Origin of the sequence: Streptomyces sp. NRRL B-24572 (assembly GCF_002156145.1) — a bacterium.
Classification (GTDB): Bacteria; Actinomycetota; Actinomycetes; order Streptomycetales; family Streptomycetaceae; genus Streptomyces; species Streptomyces vietnamensis.
Genome location: NZ_MWIG01000263.1, coordinates 1 through 21,987, shown reverse-complemented (window position 1 = coordinate 21,987; position 21,987 = coordinate 1). Strand labels below are relative to the sequence as shown.

17 protein-coding genes, 1 pseudogene and 1 riboswitch are annotated in these 21,987 nt (G+C 70.5%); of the genes and pseudogenes, 9 read left to right on the top strand and 9 right to left on the bottom strand.

The annotated features are described in order from the left end of the window. On the bottom strand, window positions 1–633 hold a 633-nt coding region (locus tag CCN56_RS16460; RefSeq protein WP_086827615.1), incomplete at its 3' end, for a bifunctional 5,10-methylenetetrahydrofolate dehydrogenase/5,10-methenyltetrahydrofolate cyclohydrolase. Window positions 634–661: 28 nt separating this feature from the next. Further along, window positions 662–768: riboswitch (ZMP/ZTP riboswitch) on the bottom strand. 92 nt (window positions 769–860) lie between these two features. Here CCN56_RS16460 and CCN56_RS16455 point away from each other — a divergent pair. Both CCN56_RS16455 and adh read left to right on the top strand, forming a co-directional pair. Then, window positions 861–2,294: a GAF domain-containing protein gene (locus tag CCN56_RS16455; RefSeq protein WP_256961993.1), complete on the top strand. Its 1,434-nt coding sequence runs from the start codon at window positions 861–863 to the stop codon at window positions 2,292–2,294. 44 nt (window positions 2,295–2,338) lie between these two features. Further along, complete coding sequence (gene adh, locus CCN56_RS16450) at window positions 2,339–3,862, top strand: aldehyde dehydrogenase (protein WP_086827614.1); 1,524 nt, start codon at window positions 2,339–2,341, stop codon at window positions 3,860–3,862. Window positions 3,863–4,032: 170 nt separating this feature from the next. Here the strand turns inward: adh and CCN56_RS16445 are convergent, their stop codons facing one another. Next, complete coding sequence (locus tag CCN56_RS16445) at window positions 4,033–4,242, bottom strand: integrase (protein ID WP_256961992.1); 210 nt, start codon at window positions 4,240–4,242, stop codon at window positions 4,033–4,035. Window positions 4,243–4,541: 299 nt separating this feature from the next. After that, a pseudogene (locus CCN56_RS44595) lies at window positions 4,542–5,166 on the bottom strand (SpoIIE family protein phosphatase); the annotation flags it as partial. Window positions 5,167–5,383: 217 nt separating this feature from the next. Between CCN56_RS44595 and CCN56_RS16435 the strand changes: the two are divergent. Continuing rightward, on the top strand, window positions 5,384–6,871 hold the full coding sequence (locus CCN56_RS16435) for a DUF2252 domain-containing protein (protein ID WP_086827611.1): 1,488 nt from the start codon (window positions 5,384–5,386) through the stop codon (window positions 6,869–6,871). A gap of 120 nt (window positions 6,872–6,991) precedes the next feature. Here the strand turns inward: CCN56_RS16435 and CCN56_RS16430 are convergent, their stop codons facing one another. Together CCN56_RS16430 and CCN56_RS42615 are read right to left on the bottom strand one after the other, a co-directional pair. Further along, window positions 6,992–8,608: a sulfatase-like hydrolase/transferase gene (locus tag CCN56_RS16430; protein ID WP_179199861.1), complete on the bottom strand. Its 1,617-nt coding sequence runs from the start codon at window positions 8,606–8,608 to the stop codon at window positions 6,992–6,994. Between the two features lie 231 nt (window positions 8,609–8,839). Next, window positions 8,840–9,373, bottom strand: a complete 534-nt coding sequence (locus CCN56_RS42615; protein WP_143664532.1) for a hypothetical protein — start codon at window positions 9,371–9,373, stop codon at window positions 8,840–8,842. Window positions 9,374–9,539: 166 nt separating this feature from the next. On the opposite strand from CCN56_RS42615, the gene CCN56_RS16425 reads away from it, so the two are divergent. The 4 genes from CCN56_RS16425 to CCN56_RS16410 all read left to right on the top strand — a co-directional run bounded on the left by CCN56_RS16425 (window position 9,540) and on the right by CCN56_RS16410 (window position 13,862). Beyond that, window positions 9,540–10,907: a hypothetical protein gene (locus tag CCN56_RS16425; RefSeq protein ID WP_086827607.1), complete on the top strand. Its 1,368-nt coding sequence runs from the start codon at window positions 9,540–9,542 to the stop codon at window positions 10,905–10,907. A 256-nt stretch (window positions 10,908–11,163) separates the two neighbouring features. Beyond that, complete coding sequence (locus CCN56_RS16420; protein WP_086827605.1) at window positions 11,164–11,967, top strand: YhjD/YihY/BrkB family envelope integrity protein; 804 nt, start codon at window positions 11,164–11,166, stop codon at window positions 11,965–11,967. A 42-nt stretch (window positions 11,968–12,009) separates the two neighbouring features. Next, the gene (locus tag CCN56_RS42610) at window positions 12,010–12,411 is read left to right on the top strand and encodes a formylglycine-generating enzyme family protein (protein WP_143664531.1); all 402 of its coding nucleotides are present in this window, start codon (window positions 12,010–12,012) and stop codon (window positions 12,409–12,411) included. Between the two features lie 434 nt (window positions 12,412–12,845). Further along, window positions 12,846–13,862, top strand: coding sequence for a LacI family DNA-binding transcriptional regulator (locus CCN56_RS16410; RefSeq protein WP_086827604.1), 1,017 nt, complete (start codon window positions 12,846–12,848; stop codon window positions 13,860–13,862). Between the two features lie 24 nt (window positions 13,863–13,886). On the opposite strand, the gene CCN56_RS16405 is transcribed toward CCN56_RS16410, so the two are convergent. The 3 genes from CCN56_RS16405 to CCN56_RS16395 form a co-directional block, all read right to left on the bottom strand. After that, the gene (locus tag CCN56_RS16405) at window positions 13,887–14,738 is read right to left on the bottom strand and encodes a carbohydrate ABC transporter permease (protein ID WP_086827602.1); all 852 of its coding nucleotides are present in this window, start codon (window positions 14,736–14,738) and stop codon (window positions 13,887–13,889) included. Next, window positions 14,735–15,748, bottom strand: a complete 1,014-nt coding sequence (locus tag CCN56_RS16400; protein WP_086827600.1) for a carbohydrate ABC transporter permease — start codon at window positions 15,746–15,748, stop codon at window positions 14,735–14,737. Before CCN56_RS16400 ends, CCN56_RS16405 begins: the two co-directional genes overlap by 4 nt. 78 nt (window positions 15,749–15,826) lie before the next feature. Next, complete coding sequence (locus tag CCN56_RS16395) at window positions 15,827–17,146, bottom strand: ABC transporter substrate-binding protein (RefSeq protein ID WP_086827598.1); 1,320 nt, start codon at window positions 17,144–17,146, stop codon at window positions 15,827–15,829. 276 nt (window positions 17,147–17,422) lie between these two features. Between CCN56_RS16395 and CCN56_RS16390 the strand changes: the two genes are divergently transcribed. Further along, window positions 17,423–19,840 carry a glycoside hydrolase family 2 protein gene (locus tag CCN56_RS16390; RefSeq protein WP_086827596.1) on the top strand — a complete coding sequence of 806 codons (2,418 nt, stop codon included), beginning with the start codon at window positions 17,423–17,425 and terminating at the stop codon, window positions 19,838–19,840. Between the two features lie 17 nt (window positions 19,841–19,857). Next, complete coding sequence (locus tag CCN56_RS16385) at window positions 19,858–20,877, top strand: LacI family DNA-binding transcriptional regulator (RefSeq protein ID WP_373412859.1); 1,020 nt, start codon at window positions 19,858–19,860, stop codon at window positions 20,875–20,877. Window positions 20,878–21,067: 190 nt separating this feature from the next. Here the strand turns inward: CCN56_RS16385 and CCN56_RS16380 are convergent. After that, window positions 21,068–21,987, bottom strand: a 920-nt coding sequence (locus CCN56_RS16380) for an acetylxylan esterase (protein ID WP_107484165.1), incomplete at its 5' end; no start/stop codon positions are given.

Sequence of the window (21,987 nt, the reverse complement as noted above, 5' to 3'; positions counted from 1 at the left end):
GGCGACGAGGACGTCGGCCTCGCGGACGACCGAGGAGAGGTCCTGGGTGCGGGAGTGGCAGTAGGTGACGGTGGCGTCGCGGCCGAGGAGCAGCAGGCCGGCCGGCTTGCCCAGGATGGCGCTGCGGCCGACGACGACCGCGCGCTTGCCGCTGAGCTCGACGTCGTACGCGTCGAGGAGGCGCATGATGCCGCCGGGCGTGCAGGAGACGAAGCCGGGCAGACCGAAGCCCATGGCGGCGAAGGAGGCCATGGTGACGCCGTCGACGTCCTTCTCGGGGGCGATGGCCTCGAAGGCCGCCCGCTCGTCGATGTGCGGGCCGACCGGGTGCTGGAGCAGGATGCCGTGGACCTCGGGGTCCTCGGAGAGCGCGGTGATCGCGGCGACGAGCTCCTCGGTGGTGGTCTCGGCGGGCAGTTCGACGTGCTTGGAGCGGATTCCGGCCTTCGCGCAGCGGTTCTGCTTCATCTTCACGTACGTGACGGAGGCCGGGTCCGCGCCGACGAGGACGGTCGCGAGACACGGGGTGACGCCGGTGCGGCGGGTGATCTCGGCGGCTCGGGCGGCGGTCTCCTCGACCGTGCGGCGGGCGAGGGCCGTGCCGTCCATGAGGGTGGCGGTGCTGGTGGACATGGCAACTCCTGGGCGTCGTCTCTGACCGGTTTCTCGCCCAGGCGCACGGCATCGGCACGGTCGCGCCGGTGGGCACGCTCCGCCGGGCCGCTCCCCGGTGGTGATCCACCTCAAGCGCCAGTCACGGCCCGAGGCCCACTCTACGTGAGGGGCCGGGGGCCGGTCCCGGACAAGGTGCATATGCCGGGGCGTGCGGTGGCTTGTCGGCGGCCCCCGGGCACACCACGATGAGCGCGACGGGCCGGGACGACCTCGACGAGGAGGCCGAGTTGAGCGATGCGCGGGTGGCCGCGGAGCCACGGACGGAACGGGATCCGGCGGCGAGATTCGATCCGTACGGGGAAGCCGCCCCCCGCGCGGCGAAGACGGGCCCGAGCGCGGGGGCCGCCCCGAACGGGGAGACCGACCCGGCCGGGGAGACCGACCCGGGTGGAGAGACCGACCCGGGTGGAGAGACCGACCCGCGCACCCGGGAGGCCCGCCCGCTGGTGGCCGCGTCCTGGCGCCGGTCGGTACGCGCGCGCGTGAGCCCCGACGGGGCGGCCCGGGTGGAACTGGACGAGGACGAGCTCACCGCGTACCGCGAGGCCCACCCCCTCTCCGCGACGATGCCGGTGATCCGGGAGCTGATGGGGGCGTACGCGACGGACGGGGAGCATCTCCTCGCGGTCTGCGACGCCGCCGGGCGGATGCTGTGGGTCGAGGGCCATCCGGGCACCCTGCGGAAGGCCAGGGCGATGAACTTCGTGGCCGGTGCACGCTGGTCGGAGGCGGCGGCGGGTACGAACGCACCAGGTACCGCCCTGGCCGTCGACCGTCCCGTCCAGGTGGTCTCCGCGGAGCACTTCCGGCGTCCGGTGCGGGCGTGGACCTGCGCCGCGGCCCCCGTGCACGACCCGCACAGCGGCCGGGTGCTCGGCGCGGTCGACATCACCGGCGGCGAACGGCTCGCGCACCCGCACAGCCTCGGCTTCGTGCAGGCGGTGGCGCGCGCGGCCGAGTCCCAGCTGGCGCTGCTCGGGCCGGCGCCGGACCCGGGGCGGCTCAGGCTGTCGGCGCTCGGCCGGGACGAGGCGGTGCTCTCGGTGGGCGGGCGGCGGCTGCGGCTGAGCCGCCGCCACAGCGAGATCCTGGTGGTCCTCGCGCACCGCCCGGAGGGAGTCGGCGGCGACGAACTCCTCACTCTCCTCTACGAGGACGAGTCGATCACCCCGGTGACCCTGCGGGCGGAACTGTCCCGGCTGCGCGCGCTGCTGGGCCCCGACGTCCTGCGGTCACGCCCGTACCGGCTCGCCGGGACGGTGGACGCCGACTTCGCGACGGTCGACAGACGGCTGGCCTCGGGGGCCGTCGCGGCGGCGGCCGGGGAGTACGCGGGCCCGCTGCTGCCCTCGTCGACCGCGCCCGGGGTCGTACGGCTGCGGGAGCGGCTGGCGGGACGGCTGCGGGCCGCGCTGGTGGACCGGCGCGATCCGGGGCTGCTCGCGGACTGGGCGTACAGCGCGTGGGGCGAGGACGACGTGGTGGTCTGGCGGGCGCTGTGCGCGGCCGTACCGGCGGCCCAGCTTCCTCCCGTACGGGCGAGGCTCGACTCCCTGGAGGCGGAACTGTCCGCGGGTGCAACGGACTTGCAACGTACGGGTCACCACACTCGGGCGTGAACGCCGGCCAGGGACGGTCGGCGCGTCCCAGGGAGGCCATGCCCATGACCCGTTACGCCGCACCCGGTACCGAGGGCGCGCTCATGTCGTACCAGGCCCGCTACGACCACTGGATCGGCGGCGAGTACGTCGCCCCGGCGGCCGGCCGCTACTTCGAGAACCCCAGCCCGATCGACGGCCGCCCCTTCACGGAGGTCGCGCGCGGCACCGCAGAGGACGTGGAACGCGCCCTGGACGCGGCGCACGCGGCGGCCCCGGCGTGGGGGCGGACGGCACCGGCGGAGCGGGCGGGGATCCTGCTGCGGATCGCGGACCGCATGGAAAGCAACCTCGAGGCACTGGCCGTCGCCGAAACGTGGGACAACGGCAAGCCGGTCCGGGAGACGCTCGCCGCGGACATCCCGCTCGCCATCGACCACTTCCGCTACTTCGCGGGCGCGCTGCGGGCCCAGGAGGGCGCGCTGAGCGAGATCGACGACGACACCGTGGCGTACCACTTCCACGAGCCGCTGGGTGTCGTCGCGCAGATCATCCCGTGGAACTTCCCGATCCTCATGGCGGTCTGGAAGCTGGCCCCGGCGCTGGCCGCCGGGAACGCGGTGGTCCTCAAGCCGGCCGAACAGACCCCGGCCTCCGTGCACTTCTGGCTGAGCCTGGTCGCGGACCTGCTGCCGCCGGGCGTCCTGAACGTCGTCAACGGCTTCGGCGAGGAGGCCGGCAAGCCGCTGGCGTCAAGCCCGCGCGTCGCGAAGATCGCCTTCACCGGCGAGACGACGACGGGCCGGCTGATCATGCAGTACGCCTCCGAGAACCTGAAGCCGGTCACCCTCGAACTCGGCGGCAAATCCCCCAACATCTTCTTCGACGACGTGTGGGCGGCGGACGACGACTTCCGCGACAAGGCCCTCGAAGGCTTCACGATGTTCGCCCTCAACCAGGGCGAGGTCTGCACCTGCCCCTCGCGCGCCCTCGTCCAGCGCGGCCACTACGCCGACTTCCTGGAGGCGGCGGTCGCCCGCACGGAGAAGATCGTCCCTGGCCACCCCCTGAACACGGACACGATGATCGGCGCCCAGGCCTCCGCGGACCAGCTCCGCAAGATCCTCTCGTACCTGGAGATCGGCCAGAAGGAGGGAGCGAAGATCCTGACGGGCGGCCAGATCGTGGAACACGGCGGCGAGTTGGCAGGAGGCTACTACGTCCAGCCGACCGTCTTCGAGGGCGACAACCGCATGCGGATCTTCCAGGAGGAGATCTTCGGCCCGGTGGTGGCGGTGACCTCCTTCACCGACTTCGACGACGCGATCCGCACGGCCAACGACACGCTCTACGGCCTCGGCGCCGGCGTCTGGACCCGCGACACGAACACCGCCTACCGCGCGGGCCGCGCGATCCAGGCGGGCCGCGTCTGGACGAACTGCTACCACGCCTATCCGGCGCACAGTGCTTTCGGAGGCTATAAGCAGTCGGGCATCGGCCGGGAGACCCACAAGATGATGCTGGAGCACTACCAGCAGACGAAGAATCTGCTGGTGAGCTACTCGCCGAAGAAGCTGGGATTCTTCTAGCGGCACGAAAGAAGGCGCCTGACCCGGGGTTTTCCCCGGGTCAGGCGCCTTCTTGGAGCGCACGTCCCTCCTATGGGGGAGGTGTCGAAATACCCCCTTCTCCCATTTCATCCCACCGGTATCCCAGTCCTGACCGGCAGTTCCGGGCCATACACGGGCCAGATTGCGGCTCAGCCCTTGGGGCTGCTGTCTTCGCTGCGCCGGCTCCACTCCTGTATCGACTCCTCGATGAGCCGGTTGGAATGCTCCCGAAGACCGTCCAGGAACTTGACGTAGTACTGGAAGAGCACTTGGATGCTCTGGCCGGCCCGGCGCGCGCATTCGGCAGGATCCACACCGGAGTTGCAGCCAGAACGAGATCCCGGCATGCCGGAGGTCATAGGGCCTCTTCGCGAGCAGCGTCGGCTGCTCATCGGGAGCCAGGACCTCCTTACGGGCCCGCTCCCATGTCTTGCCGTAGGCCGCTGCATCAACGTAGCCGCCGGCCTCGTTGCGAAACACTCGGCCACTGGTCACGCCGGGCCTGCGGATGAACGTCTCGGGCACGTCGGGGACGGCGAACCGAGCGGTGAGAACGGGGTCGCCGTTCGGCGTCAAAGTCACGGCGGCGGCTGTGCTGCCAGAACCGCGGGATGCGTGGGACATGACACCCCCCACGTGGGCAGAACCGCGCGGAGAATCAAATCGAGCACGGCGCCGATTCCAGCCTTCCCGTGCGGCGCGACAACACGGTTGACAGTCGGGTGATGACCGGGGCCGTGTCGTCGATCCTTCCCGAGGGCGGGAGGGGCAGGCCAGGAGTGCGTCGACCAGGGCTTCGGGGTCGGCCCGGCCGTGCTGGGCGAGGGCCTCGACGAGGCGGCCCAGGTCGACGTCGATGTCTTCGTCGCGGCGTTCGTTCAGGCCGTCCGAGTAGAGGACCGGGGTGGAGCCTTCGGCGAAGGCCGGCTGCCCCATGACACCCACGGCCTCCAGGCCGTGGCCGCCGACGTCGCCGACAGCGACCGCGATGCGGTCCCCTGGCAGGTCGACGAGGTCCTACCCGTCATCGCACGCGTCCAGAGCGCCGACGGCGGGCCGGTAGCGGACGGCTACCCGGTGATCCCCGATCGCTGTCGGGACCAGTGACACCTCCAGGGCCAGGCGACCTCGCGTTGACGCTCATGGACCCGACGCGGGCGCTCGTTGATCTCCTTCAGTTCGCGTGAGCGGCTGTAGAGCTCGGTTTCCAGCACGCGGGCCCGGCTGCTGTCGCTGCCCGTACCACCGCGGGCGCGGATGAGCTCGGTCGCCTCCTCCACCTGGCTGCGCCCCTTGGCGGTTGGGTCGGACGCGCGGCGCAATGTCTGCGGTGGCAACTCTCCGTCCCGTCGCGCGACTCGGACTAATGGAGAGGCGGCACAGTGGCGCACGAGCTCAAGGCTTGAGGCCATGTCGCCTGCACGCACGTCACCAGGACGAGAGGACGGTTCCGATGAGCAGGGCCCGCAACGAGCTCACCCGATTCGGGTCGGTGGCGCGATGACCGGGGCGCGGTCAGCCTCCGGCAGTACCGGGAAGGCCGGGTACGGGCGTGCGGCGCCCGCTCGGCCCCGTCCGGCCCCGGCCACCCCGCCCGCTCACCTGACGTCGGCCGAACGCGCGGCGAAGGGTGAGGCTGCCAGGAAGGCTGTTCCGCTCGGTGCGCACGCCGGGTTCGATACCGGCCTGGACCGTGCAGACCCCGTGGCGGTCCTGGAGCGTCAGGCGGAGTCACGCGTCGCGGAACTCGTTCCCATCCGATACGGCCGGATGTTGGTGTCTCCCTTCACCTTCTATCGCGGCGCCGCTGCCGTGATGGCCGCGGACCTGGCGCGCGCCCCGGTCTCCGGCCTGAACGTGCAGCTGTGCGGCGACGCCCACCTGTCGAACTTCGGGTTGTTCGCTTCTCCCGAGCGTCGCTTGATGTTCGATGTCAACGACTTCGACGAGACGTATCCGGGGCCGTGGGAGTGGGATGTCAAGCGGCTTGCGGCGAGCTTGGAGATCGCCGCACGGGAGAACGGGTTCACCCCCAAGGAACGCGCCAAGATCCAGCGGACCGCCGTACGTGGATACCAGCGGGCGATGGCCGACTTCGCGGGCATGCGCGTGCTCGACATCTGGTATGCCCGGGCCGACGTCGACGACATCACGCAGCTACTGACGGCTCGGTTGAAAAAGGACGCTCGCAAGAAGCTGGACAAGACCATCGCGAAGGCACACACCCGCGACAGCATGCGGGCCTTCGGCAAACTCACCGAGGTGGTCGGGGACCGGCGCCGTATCGTCGCGGACCCGCCTCTGATCGTGCCGATCGCTGACCTGCTGCCCCAGAAGCAGCGGGAGGCCTTTCAGACGGTGATCCTGGAAGTGCTGGACCGCTATCGGGCCTCACTGCCGTCGGACCGGCGTTGTCTGGCGCAGGAGTACCAGTTCGTCGACCTGGCACGCAAAGTAGTGGGGGTGGGCAGCGTGGGCACCCGCTGCTGGATCGCCCTGATGACCGGACGGGACTCGGACGATCCGCTGTTCCTTCAGGTCAAGGAGGCACAGCCGTCCGTTCTTGCGGAGTTCCTGCCGCACGGTCCGGCCTACGAGAGTGAGGGCGAGCGTGTCGTCCAGGGGCAGCGGCTCATGCAGGCGGCCAGTGACATCCTTCTGGGCTGGGAGTCCTCGGAAGGCATCGACGGACGATACCGGGACTTCTACGTCCGCCAGTTGGCGGATTGGAAGGGCTCCGTCGACATCGGCCAGATGGTTCCCGGTGGCCTCGCCCGGTACGGCGAACTGTGCGGGTGGACCCTGGCCAGGGCGCACGCCCGTTCGGGCGACAGCATCGCCATCGCCTCCTATCTGGGCGACGACAAGACGTTCGCCCACGCGATCGCGGAGTTCTCGTCCCTGTACGCGGACCAGAACGAGCGCGACTTCGCCGCCCTGGAGCAAGCCGAACGCGACGGGAGGATCACCGCCGAACACGGGCTGTGAACGCGGTTCCTGGCCCGCGGGGTCGGTCGCGGCCAGATGATCGTGCGGCTCGCCGCGGCCGACGGTGGAATGGCCGACTGCTGCCGACCCTGCCGGTGGGCCGCAGGATACGTGTTGTTGTCAGCGCCCAGTGGCGGCACGGGCGGCCGGCTCGGTGTCGCCGTGCCAGGTGGGCCAGCCCATCAGGCGTGGGCGTTCGGTGACCCAGGCGCGCGTGTCGGCGCCGATCTCCGCGTCGATCAGCCGCTCCAGCAGGGCGCTGTAGTGGGCGACCAGGTCGCGGTGCGCGGGGTCGGCTGCCAGGTTGTGCATCTGCGCGGGGTCTTCCTGGCGGTCGTAGAGCACGACGTCGTTGTGGGCGAACAGCTCGTCGACAGACCGGGGCCGGTTCGGGTCCAGGGGCGCGAAGTAACGGCCGAAGGTGTAGCGGTGGTCGTTGCAGGCGCGCAGGAAGCCCCGCTTGGTCCAGTCCGGGCGCAGCTCGCCGGCCTCGATGCGCCGGGGGGCGTCGGGGTCGGCGAACTCGAACCAGAAATCGGCGTCCAGCATCATGATCGACTCGATGGCGCTCAGGACGCCGTCGCGCACCTGCCCGCCGTGCAGCGCGGGGATGAGGGACCGGCCCTTCAGGGCGGGGTGGCGGGTGGCGGTCTCGGCCTGGTCGAGACCGGCGAATGCCAGGAGGGTGGTGGCGAGGTCGACCGCGGAGGCGAGGGCATCGGTCCGTGTGCCGGCAGTCAGGTCGGGGTGGGCGATGACGAGGGGGACGTGGAGGTTCTCGTCGTAGACCAGGCTGCCCTTCTGCCGCAGGCCGTGGGAGCCGGCCATCTCGCCGTGGTCGGCGGTGAAGACCACAACGGTGTTGTCGGCCTGGCCGGAGGCGTCGAGGGCGTCCAGCACGTGCTCGATGCTGCGGTCGACGTCGCGCAGGGCGTTGAGGTAGAAATTCAGGCCGTCGTACCAGTGCTCGTCGGAGGCCACCGGCCCGAACACGGTGTCGATCATGCGCTGGTACTCGGTGATGGCCGGGGCGGCGCCGGACAGGTCGTCGTGCAGGCTGGCGGGCAGGTCGAAGTCCCAGCGGCGCCGGTAGACCGGAATGTCGGCGGCGGCCTTCAACCGCACAGCATGGGCCAGCGGCGGCGGCAGCTGCACCTGGGGCCGGCCGCCGTAGTCGAAGCTCATGATGTCGTGCGGGTTGACGAAGTTCACCGCCATGAACCACGGCTGCTCCGCTGCGACGACCGGTGCGCGGTCGCGCAGCCAGTGCACGGCCTGCCCGGCGATCACCGGGTCGAGCTTCAACCCGGCCCAGGCGCCGCCGTCGATGTCGCCCCAGTCGTTGAACTCGCTGAACCCGTAACGTTCCAGGGCGTTCGTGGTGGGGGCCGGGTTCTGCGGGGAGACGTAGGCGTTGGACAGGTGCCACTTGCCCTGGTAGGCGCAGTAGTAGCCGGCCGAGCGCAGCATCGTGCCCAGCGTGCCCAGACCGGGGTCGAGCGGACGAATGTAGGGGATGTTGTCGTTGTCGTAGATCTCGGTCAGCGGCAGGTGCTGCCCGGTGTAGATCACCGACCGCGCCGAGCTGCACTGCGCCGAGGCGGTGTAGTAGCGGTCGAAGGTGACACCGCGCTCGGCGATCCGCTCCCTGGCGGGCAGCGAGTACCCGTGCGCCCGGGGCAGGACGGCGCGTTCCTCGTCGGTGACGATCAGCAAAATGTTGGGACGACGCGCCACGGGCCTACCTGTCCTCACATTCGATCCGTCCGAAAGATGGACGAACATCCTGATACTTAGGGTTTTGACCCTATGCGTGGGCTCGTGAGCCGCCGCGTGTGACACAGCCGGGCAGGACCATCCAGGTGAGGCCCGTGCGCGTCGCGTCGAACCTCAGCGGCACGTCGACCGCATATCCGGAGCAGGGGACCTCCACGCCGATCGGGAGGAGGAGGCCTGTGGGGCTCACCGTCAGCTGTCGGCTTTGCGACTGGTGAAGGTGCCGTGCAGGACCGGTCCGGGCCGCCGGCGGTCTGGTGGTTGCTCATGCAGGCGCCGGTCTTGCTGGTGAAGAGGGTCAGGTGGACGTCGGTGTTGTTGACCATGTTCCGGGAGCCCCCGAGGAGCGGGTAGCAGTCGGCCTTGGCCGGACCCCACCAGGCTCGGCGAATGGGTGAAATGCCGCACGACCCCGATGAGGCGTGCGGACATGCTCCGGACCGTCTGGACGACCAGGGTGGCCGCGGTGATCATGAATCCGGACTGAGTGATCATCGCGCCTGCGACGGCGGCCGGCGCGGCCTGTGCCGTGGCCGCGTCGTAGCACAGCCCCGTCGGCGGGAGCGACCGCTCCCGGCGCGGCAGCCCCAGGCCCGCGACGACGACGGTCACGATCGCCGCAGCGCCGAGCCCCTGGCCGCGGAACCGCCCCATACGCCGGGTGCGGCGCGACCCGACGGGGCCGCGCACATGTGTCGGCTCACCATCCGCCTGCCCATCGTCCACCCGATCACCGTAGAAGCGGGGCGCCGGCCTCACATGTCCCGGGGCGGGGTGCCGCAGACCCCGGGCCCGCGAAGGGCGGTGCGTCCGTACAGCCCATCCGGACGCGCGCTCACACCGTTCGACGGCAGAAATGGAAGGCAGGCACCCCCAGACCTCAGGAGCGCTGATGAGCAGCCAGCAGGAACCACCCGTGCCGGAGGGGGACCGGCCGGAGGCCGCGGGCGGTCCGGCGGACGGGAAGCCGGGAGACGGTAAGCCGGGAGACCGGAAGTCGGCGGGCTCGACGGCGGGCAGGTGGGCGCGGATCGTCTCCTCGGCGGTCCTGCTGGTGCTCACCTGCGTTCTGGTGCCGGTCGCGCTGCTCACCGTATGGGTGCACGACATAGCCCTGGACACCGATCGGTACGTGGAGACGGTCGCGCCGCTGGCGAGCGATCCGGACATCGAGGCGGCGGCGGTCAACCGCATCACCAAGGCGGCCGACGTACGTGTCGACGGCTCTCAGGTCGTGGCGGATGTCGCCGCCTGGCTGAAGAGCCAGGGGCTGCCGCCGCGCGCTGCGGACGCGGTGATGAAACTCGGTCCCCAGCTCGAGTCGGCCGTCGACGGCGCGGTCGAGAAGGTCGCGACGCGCTTCGTGGAGAGCGACCGGTTCGAGACGGTGTGGACGACCGCCAACCGGGCGGCCCACGGCGCCGTCGTGCACGCGTTGACCGGGGAAGGCCGTGGCGCGGTCGGCGTGGACGACGGCACGGTCACGCTTGACCTCGGCGAGGCCGTGGACCGCGTCAAGGAAGAACTGGTGGAAGCGGGCGTGGCGCCGGCGAGCAAGATCCCGGACGTCAACAAGCAGATGGTGCTCTTCCAGTCCGACAAGCTCGACAAGATCCGCAACGGGGCTCACGCACTCGACGTGGTGGGTAACTGGTTCCCTGTGATCGTCGTCGTGATCGGCGCCGTCGGCGTGCTGCTGGCCCACAAACGGCGGCGGACGCTGGCCCGCACGGCGCTGGGAGCCGCGTTCGCCTGCCTGGTCGTCGTCATCGGTCTGGTGATCGCCCGCCGCTATTACCTCGACCATCTCCCGGCACAGGTCCAGTCGGAGGCCGCCGCGGCGTCCGTGTTCGACACCCTGCTGCACTTCCTGCGGGTTGCTCTGCGCACGGCGATCGTCCTCGGCATCGTCATCGCCCTCGGTGCCTATCTGATCGGCCCCGGCCGACTGCCCGTCGCGGTGCGCGGGGCAGCGGAGCGTGCCGCGGGCTCCGCCGCCACCTGGGGATACGTGCACCACGTGCGTACCGGACGGGCGGGAGTCTGGACGGAGGCGAACCGGCGGTGGATCACTCTCGGCGCCCTGCTGATCGTGGCCCTGCTCTTCGCGCTGTGGAACCACCCCACGGCCCTGACCATCCTGCTGCTGGTCCTGATCCTGCTGGCCGTCCTCGCGGTGATCGCCCTCCTGGCGGCGAGCGGCCGCGCCACGACCGACGCCGAACGCCTGGCACCACCACGTGCGGAGGGCGGCACATGAACGATCCGGCCGCCGCCTTGCCCGCGACCGGTGAGGTGGAAGGGAGCAACGACGGCGAGCGGTGCGGACACCGCTCGGGTGACGTCACACGGGAGGCCCGTTGAGTAAGGCGGACTCCGGCGGGCGCGGTCCTTCGGCCCGGCCTGAGCGAGCGGACGGAGCTGAAGGAGCCGAAGGAGCGGATGGACTCGAGGTCACCGGCCGCACGGGACGTCTCGTCGGCTGGACCAGATCAGCTCGGGGTGCGCTCCGGCAGATGCCGGTCGCCGGGCGGGTCGTCGCCCGTCTGGCCCGCGTGAACACGATGGAGGCCGCCGCGAGACTCGCCGCCCAGACGTTCCTGGCGGCGCTGCCGCTGGTAATCATCGTGGCCGCGTTCGCGCCGCAGAGTGTGAAGGACCTGCTGGTCGACGCGGTCCGCTCCTTCCTGGGTGACGAGGCGCCGACCGACGACGTCGAGCAGACGTTCACCGCGAAGGGTGAGCTGAGGAGCAGCATCGGCGTGGCAGGCGTGATCGTCATGCTGCTCTCGGCGACGGCACTCAGCCGAGCGCTCCAGCAGGTCTGCGAACGCTGCTGGGACCTGCCCAAGGGGAGCGCCCGTCTCACGGCCTGGAGGTGGCTGGTGTGGATCCTCGGCTGGCTGGCGGCCTTCCTGTTCCAGACGGCGATCCGACAGGGCTTCGGCGGCGGAACCGCCGTCGGCGTGTTGGTCTCGGTCGTGACGTCCGTCGTGCTGTGGTGGTGGACCCAGCACCTGCTTCTCGGCGCGCGGATCGGCTGGGCACCCCTGCTGCCAGGGGCACTGCTCACCGGAGCCGGGATGACGGCGTTCGGCTACGCCTCACCTCTCGTGATGCCGCAGGCGCTGGAACAGAGCCGGGCGCACTACGGCTCCCTCGGCTACGTCTTCACGTTCCTTTCCTGGCTCATCGCGGGCGGCTGTGTGATCGTCGTCTGCGTGGCGTTGGGACAGGTCGTCGCGACCTCGGGACCGTTCCCCCGATGGCTGGGAACCCCCACCGCCGAACACACCGCTCCGCCCGCCGTCGACGAGTGAAGCGGGCGCTTACGCGCCCTCCACGGAGGGGGATCCACGACCATGACCCGAGATGTGCCCGGCTGCTGCACGCCGGGCGGCGCTCCGAACCGCCGAACCGGACGGCTCACAGGTCCACCTGCCCAACCGCAGGACGACGGCGCCGGCTCCGGCGGGCGGCTGAAAACTCTGGATGGCGGCTGGTTCGTCATGGGCACCGACGACGTGCACGCCTACCTGGCGGACGGCGAAGGGCCGGTGCGCCGCGTGCGCGTCAGCCCCTTCGCGATCGGCCCGCACCGCGTGACCGACGAGGCCGTCGATCAGGTCCCGGCGGTGCTGGATCTGCTTGAGCCGGCGCTTCACGGCCCGTGTGATCCGGCTCAGGTCAGCTGCGGCAAGGTTGCCGATGTAGCGCTTGAACTGCGACCAGTTGCCCTCCTGCGGGTTGAGGTCGGGGCGTAGGTGGGCAGCTGGAACACGGTGAGCCGGTCGGTGTTCGCCTCAATGAGCTCCCGCCCACGGGCAACTCGGTCAGGGACCCGCTCTGTGCCGACCAAGATACGGGCCATACCCGGACCAGCCGCCTTCAGCTTGGCCGAAACATGGACGATTCCGCTGTTCGGCGGCCATGCGAGGCGTGTACCACCAGCACACCAAGAACATTCTTTGCAACTTTTCCCACAAAGCACTGGGGCTCTTCCAGCGACCCAAGCCCGTCCACCGATGCGGAGATCACTCGTTCATAGCCGGCTTCAGTCGCGTCACCGCTCGGCCGCGATCCATCAGGACCGGGTGGTAATCCGGCGTCCGGGACCGGAACCGTGTCCGGCAGACCCCGGGGCCCCTGCGGGTAGGGTCACTCTACTGAGAGGATCTGTGCAGAGTGGGAGTCACGTGTGAAGCGGCCGACGATTGCGGACATCGCGCTCCGCGCCGGAGTGTCCAAGGTGGCCGTCTCCTATGCCCTCAACGACCAGCCGGGGGTGTCCGACGCGACCCGTGCGTCGATCAAGGCGATCGCGAAGGAGCTCGGCTGGCGTCCCAACAGCGCCGCGCGGGCCCTGAGCGGTGCTCGCGCGCAGGCGGTCGGGCTCGTCGTGCGGCGGCCGGCGTCCACCCTCGGTACCGAGCCCTTCTTCATGGAGTTCATCAGCGGCATCGAGAGCGTCCTCTCCGACCGCGCGTACGCCCTGATGCTGCAGATGGTCGACAGCGAGGAGCGCGAGCTGGAGATCTACCGGCGCTGGTGGGGAGAGCGACGGGTGGACGGCGTGTTCCTGGTCGACCTGCGCACCGACGACCCGCGCGTGCCGGCGGTCGAGGCCCTCGGCCTGCCCGCCGTGGTCATCGGGCCGCCGCACACGGCGGGCTCCCTGCCCGCCGTGTGGTCGGACGACGGGGAGAGCGTGCGGGAGGCGGTGCGCTACCTGGCGGCGATCGGCCACCGGCGCATCGCGCGGGTGGCCGGCCCCGAGGGCTTCGCACACACCGCCGTCCGGGACGCCGCCCTCCGCGAGGGCTGCGCGGAGGCGGGGCTGCCCGAGCCCGAGATCGTCCACACCGACTACACCGGCGATGAGGGAGCCCGTGCCGCCCGCCGGTTGCTCATCGCCGCCGAGCGCCCCACCGCGATGATCTTCGACAACGACATCATGGCGGTGGCCGCGCTGTCCGTGGCCCAGGAGATCGGTCTCTCGATCCCCCGCGAGCTGTCCGTCGTGGCCTGGGACGAATCGCCGCTCACCCAGGTCGTCCGGCCCCCGCTGTCCGCCCTCGCCCGGGACATCCCTGCGTACGGAGCCGGCGCGGCTCGGGCCCTGCTCGCCCTCGTCGCGAACGAGGAGGTCGGGAACGTGGAGGAGGAGTACGCCCGGTTCGTGCCCCGGGGCAGCACCTCCGCTCCGTCGGCCTGAGCCGTCCCTCTGACGCCGCGAGCACTACTTCGTGGCTCCTTGCGCGAAGCCGTTGTAGATCCACCGCTGGAGCAGGAGGAAGACGACGAGCGTCGGCAGGATGACGAGGATCGCGCCCGCCGAGATGGCCTCCCAGTGCGCGCCGAAGGGGCCCTTGAAGCGGAACAGCGAGGTGGAGATGGTCCCGAGGTCCTCCGAGTGCATGTAGAGGAAGGGGATGTAGAAGTCGTTGTAGGTGGTGATCCCCTTGATGATGACGACGGTGGCGATCGCCGGCTTGAGGAGCGGAAGAATGATCTTCCGGTAGATCGTGAACGCGTTGGCGCCGTCGAGGCGGGCGGCCTCGTCCAGCGAGCGGGGGATGGAGCGGATGAACTGCAGGAAGACGTACACCGAGACGATGTCCGTGCCCATGTAGAGGAGGATCGGGGCCCACCGGGTGTCAACGAGGCCGAAGCTGTTGACGACCTGGAAGGTCGCGACCTGAGTGGTGACGCCCGGTACGAGGGTGGCGACGAGGAAGAGCGCCATGACGAGCTTCTTCGCCCGGAAGTCGAAGCGGTCGACCGCGTAGGCCGTCATCGAGCCGATGATCACGGTGCCACCGACCGAGAAGACGAGGATGAAGGCGGTGTTGCCGAAGGCCGCGAGCATGTGACCGTCGGTGAACGCCGTGGCGTAGTTCCGGAAGTTCAGCCAGTCGCCCGGCAGGGAGAGAGCACCACCGTCGGAGACCTCCTCGGACGTCTTGAGAGAGGTGAGGAGGACGACGACCAGAGGCAGCAGGACGACCAGTGTCGCAGCGAGCAGGGACAGGTAGGTCAGCGCGGTCCCGACCGGCAAGCGGCGGCGGTGCGTTGTCAGGGCGGGGGTCATACGAGGTCCACCTTGTCGTCGGGTACGAGCCGGCGCTGGATCCAGGTGATCAGCAGAATGATCGCGAGCAGCACCACGGCGGCGGCCGAGGCCAGGCCGGTCTTGTTGAACTGGAAGGCGAGCTTGACCGTCTGGATGACGAAGGTCGACGTGCCGGTCGCGCCGCCGGTCATGATGTAGGGGATCTCGAACACGGACAGGGAGCCGGAGACCGCCAGGATGATGCTGAGGCTGAGGACGGGCCTGATGCTCGGGGCGATGATGTGGCGGAACTGCTTCCACTTGCCCGCGCCGTCCAGCTGGGCCGCCTCGTAGAGCTCGCCGGGGATGGACTGGACGGCGCCGAGGAAGAGGACGAAGTTCAGCCCCGTGAAGCGCCAGACCGACACGCCCGCCAGGGACACGTTGGCCGAGGTGGGATCGCCCAGCCAGGGATGGTCGGTGGCCATGCCGAGCCAGGCCAGTACGGAGTCGAGGGTCCCGCCGTCCTGGAAGAAGTAGAGGAAGACGAAGCCGATCGCGACGCCGTTGATGAGGTAGGGGAAGAAGAGGATCCCCTTGAAGAAGTTGCGGAACCTGAGGTCGAAGCTCAGGACCGTGGCGAAGTAGAGGGCGGCGCCGATCTGGAGGACGGAAGCGGCGAGGTAGTAGCCGCTGACGAAGAAGACCCGGAAGAGCTCGGGACGGGTGAAGATCTGGACGTAGTTGTCCACCCCCGTGAACTCGCGGTCGGGGCTCACTCCGTCCCAGTCGGTGAAGCTGTAGGAGATCATGCTCGCCACGGGCACGTAGGTGAACGTGATCAGCAGCGCCAGCGGCACCGCCAGGAAGAACCACGGGGTGGCGCGCCGGAGCGGGGAATCGCGCCAGGAGCGCCCCCGGGCGCTCGTGCCACCCGGGAGTTTCCGGGCCGTGACAGCGGCCGGGCCCGCCGGGCGGTCGTCCCGCGTCGTCTGACGCGGCCTCCGCGCCGGCTCGGTCCGGGAGGGGGCAGGAGGTGTGTCGGTCATGTCGGCCTTTCGTGTCCGCGGCTGCGGGAGGTCGGGGCCCCGACCGGTGTCGTACGACCGGGACCCGCTCCACCGGTGTCAGGAACCGGCGGTCTTCGCCGCCTCGTCCCACCTCTTGTTCAGGTCGGCGAAGAAGTCCTGGAGGCTTCCCTCCTGCGCTCCGCGGGCGGTGTCGATGAGCTTCTGCCGGTAGTCGGGCTTGTTCAGGCCGATTTCGGCCGCGTTGTCGATGTCGTTGACCAAGGCCGTCTTGGCCTCGGAGCGCTCCACGAAGGTGACATCGTTGTCAACGAAGTCCTTGAGGGTCTCCGGCATCGGAGCCGACTTCACCGCCGGCACCGCGCCCTCCTGCTCCGAGTAGCCGGACTTCTCCGTGAACCAGTCGATCCAGGCGCGCGCGGCCGGCTTGTTCTCGGAGTAGGCGCTGACGGCCTGCTGGTAGTCGGAGACCAGGGTGGCGCAGAACTTGCCGTCCTTCTGGGCGGGGAAGGGCATGAATCCGATGTCCGCCGGTGAGCCGCCGGCCTCCTTCGCCGCCCCCTGCATCTGCGTGATCGACCAGGAGCCGAGCATCATCGCTCCGATCTTGCCCTCGGCGAGCATCGCCTTGGACGTCTCCCAGTTCGTGGTGGTCGGGTCCTTCTCGGCCAGGCCCTGCTTCACTATGTCGTGGACCAGCGTGTCGATGGTGCGGAGCTCTCCACCGGCCTTCCAGGGCGACACGGGGCCGGCCAGCTTGTCGGTCGCCTTCGCGTCGCAGGACACGGATCCCACGTTGGCGGTCCACTGGACCAGCGGCCAACCGTCCTTGAAGTTCGTGTAGTAGGGAACGGCCTCGGTCTTGTCGCCGACGGCCTTCAGGTCCGCGAGGAACTCCTGCGGGGTCTTCGGCCACGCGGTGATCCCGGCCTTTCTCCACACCGCCTTGTTGTAGACGAAGCCGTTGGCGGTGCCGAACTGGGCGATGCCGTAGACCTTGCCGGCCACCTCGGTCTTGTCGCTGAAGCGGTACTTCTCCGCGAGTTCGGCGGCCGGCCCGAGGGGGGCGAAGAACTTCGGGTAGTCGTTCTTGGCGACCGCTGCGGGGATCATCAGCACGTCACCGTAGGCCTTGGCGTTCATACGGATCTTCACCTCCCCCTCGTAGTCCGTGATCCCCTCGAACTTCACCTTCACCTTGGGGTAGGTCTTGTTGAACTCCGCGGCGTACCGCTTCAGCGTGCCGTTCTGGACGAGGTCGGTCCGCTGAGTGAGGACCTTGATCTCACCGGAGACCCCGTTCGGATCGGCGGGAGCCGCCGCGGTCTCGCCCGACGCGGCACCTCCGCCACTGCATCCCGCCACGGCCAGCATCGCGACGGTGAGAAGCGCGCCCGTGAGCGTCTTCGTCTTCCCCATGTGCCCAACTCCTTCAGGGTTACGGCTCAGGTCAAAGTGGGATGTCGGCACTATGACAGGACCGTGTGAACCGGTAAAGCTCATGATTCCCGCGCGATGCCCAATCGTTATCGAAAAGCCCCAACGATGTCGATTCACGCTCCATTTGGCACCTTTCTGTGCACGGAACGTCACTGAACCGAGCTTTACCGGTTCATGGACAGCCGGTGTGCGGGCGGCTAGGTTGTCCGGGTCGTATACGCATCCCGCCGCAGTCAGGCGATTGGAGCCGCACACATGAAGGACGTCACCCAGCTGACCGAGGGCTGGAGCCTGTGCCACGAGGGCGCGCTGCTCCCGGCCCGCGTCCCCGGCTGCGTCCACACCGATCTGCTCGCCGCGCAGGTCATACCCGACCCCTTCATCGGCCGGAACGAGACCGAGATCGCGTGGGTCGGCAGGCAAGGATGGTCCTACGTCACCGAGTTGACCCACGACAGCGCACACGAGCGCACGGAGCTGGTCTTCGACGGACTGGACACCGCCACGGAGATCGTCCTGGCCGGCGACGTCCTCGGCACGACCCGCAACATGCACCGCGCCCACCGCTTCGACGTCACGGGCCGCACGGGACACCTGGAGGTGCGCTTCGGCTCGGCGTACGAAGAGGCGGACCGGGTCCGCGCGCTCACCGGGGAGCGACCCAACGTCTACCCCGAGCCCTTCCAGTACGTCCGCAAGATGGCGTGCAGCTTCGGCTGGGACTGGGGGCCCACCGTCGTGACGGCGGGCATGTGGCGCCCGGTGCGCCTGGAGCACTGGTCGACCGCCCGGCTCGCCGAGGTCCGCCCGCTCGTCACGGTCGACGGCGCGACCGGTCACGTCGAGCTCCGCCTCCGGGCGGAGCGCACGGAGCGCGGCACCGGCCGACCGCTGACCGTCCGGGCCGCCGTCCGAGGGAAGGAGGGGGAGACCGAGGGCCGGATCTCCTTCACCGGCGACGAGGCGGTGCTGCGTATCGAAGTGGCCGCGCCGCGACTGTGGTGGCCGCGCGGCTACGGGGACCAGCCCCTGTACGAGCTCGAAGTGACCCTGCTCGACGAGGAGGAAGGGCCGCTCGACACCTGGCGACGCCGGATCGGCTTCCGCACCGTCGAGCTCGACCGGTCCTCCGACGCGCACGGAACCGGCTGCACCTTCGTCGTCAACGGCGTCCGGATCTTCGCACGCGGGGTCAACTGGATCCCGGACGACGTGCTGCCCTCCCGGATGACGCCGGAACGCTACCGGACCCGGCTCCGTCAGGCCGCCGAGGCCAACGTCGACCTGGTGCGCGTCTGGGGCGGAGGCATCTACGAGGACGACGCCTTCTACGACGTCTGCGACGAGCTCGGGCTCATGGTGTGGCAGGACTTCCTGTTCGCCTGCGCCGCCTACCCCGAGGAACGGCCGCTGCGCGGCGAGGTCGAGGCCGAAGCGCGTGACAACGTTGTCCGCCTGATGGCGCACCCCAGTCTGGTCCTCTGGAACGGCAACAACGAGAACCTCTGGGGCTTCCGCGACTGGGACTGGGAGGGGCCTCTCGCGGGCGACTCCTGGGGCGAGGGGTACTACCTCGGCGTGCTCCCGCGCGTCGTCGCCGAGCTGGACCCGACCCGCCCGTACACGGCGGGCAGCCCGTGGTCGGGCTCCTGGGACCACCACCCCAACGACCCCCGCCACGGGACCCACCACTCCTGGGAGGTGTGGAACCGCCAGGACTACGCCGAGTACCGCGCGAGCGTCCCCCGCTTCGTCGCCGAGTTCGGCTGGCAGGCGCCCCCCGCCCTCGCGACGCTGCACCGCGCCCTGCCCGGCGAGCGGCTCGCCCCGGACTCCCCCGGCATGCTCCACCACCAGAAGGCCGAGGACGGCAACGGCAAACTGGACCGGGGCATCGCCCGGCACTTCCCGCTCCCCGAGGGCGACTTCGGCCGTTGGCACTACCTGGCGCAGGTGGTGCAGGCGCGGGCCGTGGCGGCGGGCATCGAACACTGGCGGGCCCACTGGCCGGTGTGCGCGGGCACGGTGGTGTGGCAGCTCAACGACTGCTGGCCGGTGAGCTCGTGGGCGGCGATCGACGGCGACGGCCGGCTCAAGCCGCTGTACCACGAACTGCGCCGGGTGTACGCGGACCGGCTGCTGACGCTGCTGCCGGGAGAGGACGGGCCGGTGCTCGCCGTCGACAACCAGTCGGGCGCTTCCTGGCACGCCCAGGTGACCCTGCGGCGGTTCGACGCGGACGGCACCGTCCTGGCGAGGCACGTGGTCGAGGCCGAGGCCGCGCCGCGCTCGGTCGCCCGGCCGGTGCTCCCGGCGGAACTGCTGCCCGCTCCCGGATCCCCCGAGGAGTTCCTCGTCGCCGACGCCGACGGGCTGCGTGCGGTGCACTTCCCGGTGCCTGACCGGGAGTTCGCCTACCCGCCCGCCCGTTACGACGTCCGGCTGGAGGCGGCCCCCGGTGAGGACACGGCCGTCGACGTGGTGGTGACGGCGCGGACGCTGGTGAGGGACCTCCTCCTCCAGGCCGACCGGCTCGGTCCGGCGGCGAGTGCCGACCGGGGCCTGCTCACGCTGCTCCCTGGTGAAGAGGCGAGGATCCGGGTGAGCGGCTTCCGGGACCTCGACGGCGTCGAGCGGGTCCGCGCGGCCCTGTTCAGCGTGGACCCGGCGTGAGCATCGGCGCTCCTCGGGTGACCATCAACGACGTCGCCAAGCGGGCCGGCGTGTCGAAGGGCGCCGTCTCCATGGCCTTCAACGACCGCCCGGGGGTGTCGCGGGCGACCCGGGAGCGGATCTTCGAGGCCGCCCGGGAGCTGGGCTGGGTCCCGCACCAGACCGCGCGGAGCCTGTCCGGCCGGCGTGCGGGCATCGTGGGCCTGGCGATCTGCCGCCCGGCCCGGCTGCTCGGTCTGGAGCCCTTCTACATGGAGTTCATCTCCGGTATCGAGAGCGTGCTGACGGAGCGTTCGTGTTCCCTGCTGCTCCGTCTGGTGCGGGACCTCGACGAGGAGGTCGCCCTGTACGAGGAGTGGTGGCGGAGCAAGACGATCGGCGGGGCGATCCTGGTCGACTTCCACCGGGAGGATCCCCGGATCCCGCCGCTGCGGGCCCTGGGGATGCCCGCGGTCGCCGTCGGGCACCCGTCGCTGACCGGCGGTTTCCCCTCGGTGTGGACGGACGACGCCACGGCGGCCGCGGACGCCGTGCGGTACCTGGCGGCGCTCGGCCACCGGCGCATCGCCCGCGTGGGCGGGCCGGCGGGGCTCGGGCACAGCGCCATCCGCGCGCGGGCGTTCGAGACCACGATGGCCGAGCTCGGTCTCGACGGGCGCCGCCAGGTGTCGACCGGATTCGCCGGCGAGGAGGGCGCCCGGGCGACTCGCGGGCTGCTGCTGACGCGGGACCGCCCGACGGCGATCGTGTACGACAACGACATCATGGCCGTCGCGGGGGCCGCCGTGGCGGCCGAGATGGGGCTCGTGGTGCCGGACGACGTGTCGTTGCTGGCCTGGGACGACTCGCAGCTGTGCCGGCTCACGCATCCGCCGCTGTCGGCGATGAGCCACGACGTGCACCGCTTCGGCGAGGAGGTCGCGGGTGCCCTGTTCGAAGTGATCGAAGGCACCCGGAGCGAGGCTCTCCAGGTGCCGACGCCGTCGCTGACCCCCCGGGGTTCCACGGGCCCGCCCCGTACACGCGAAGGCGCATGACGCGAGGCCGTACCTCCCTGCCGGAGGTACGGCCTCGTGTCCTGACAGCCCTGGGAACGCCCCGGCCGCCGGCTCCGCGGAGCCGGCTCGTTCGCGAGCCGTCCGAGCTCCGGCAGCGGAACCTTCGGTGCGCCGCGCCCCTGGCACTTCCGGCCCGGCGGGTCACCGGAACGCCCGGCACGCGGCCGCCTCAGGATGCTCGCAGGCGCGGGTGCGCCCGCAGCCAGCGCAGGTGCTCAACGGTGGTGGCGCCCCTGCCTCCGGCGTGGTCGCCGAAGGGCCACTCCCGGATGTCCTTCTCCCCCGCGTACGCGCGGAAAGCCGCGAGGATGGTGGACGGCGGACAGACGGGGTCCATCAGACCGGCGCTGAACAGCGCGGGAGCCGTGGCCCGGCGGGCGAAGTGCACGCCGTCGAAGTACCCGAGGGTGGCGAAGACCCGTTCCGTCGCGTACGGGGCGTGGTGGCGGAGGTGGTCGACGAGTTCGGTGTACGGGCCCTCGGTGGCCGTCTCGGCGCCGCGCCGGACATGGCAGAGGAAGGGCACGTCGGGCAGGGCGCCCGCGATGCGGTCGCCGGTGAGACCGGCGACGGCCAGGGCGAGCCCGCCTCCCTGACTGGCGCCCTGGACCACGATCCCCTGCGGGTCGACGTGGGGGATCGTGCGTGCGGCGTCGACCGCCCGGACGCAGTCGGTGACGAGGCGCCGGTAGTAGTGGGCGTGGGGTGACTCGATGCCCCGGGTCATGTACCCGTGCACCCAGTGGGTGCCGCCGTCCGGGTGCGGATCGGGGGTGTCGTGGCCCTGGCCCCGGCTGTCGACGACGAGGTGGGCGTAGCCGGCGGACGCGTACAGGAGGTGGTCGACAACCCGCCCCCGGCCTCCGCCGTAACCGATGTACGTGATCACCGTCGGCAGGGGCTCCTCCGCCTCGGAAGGGACGAGGAGCCACGCCGCGACGGGGTCGCCGGCCCAGCCGGCGAACCTCACGTCGTAGGCGTCGAGCGTGGTGAGGGGCGAGTCGGAAACCGGCCGGACGACCGGATCGCTCCCGGCCTCCCGAGCCGTCCGCAGGGTCTCGTCCCAGAAGACGTCGAAGTCCGCCGGCT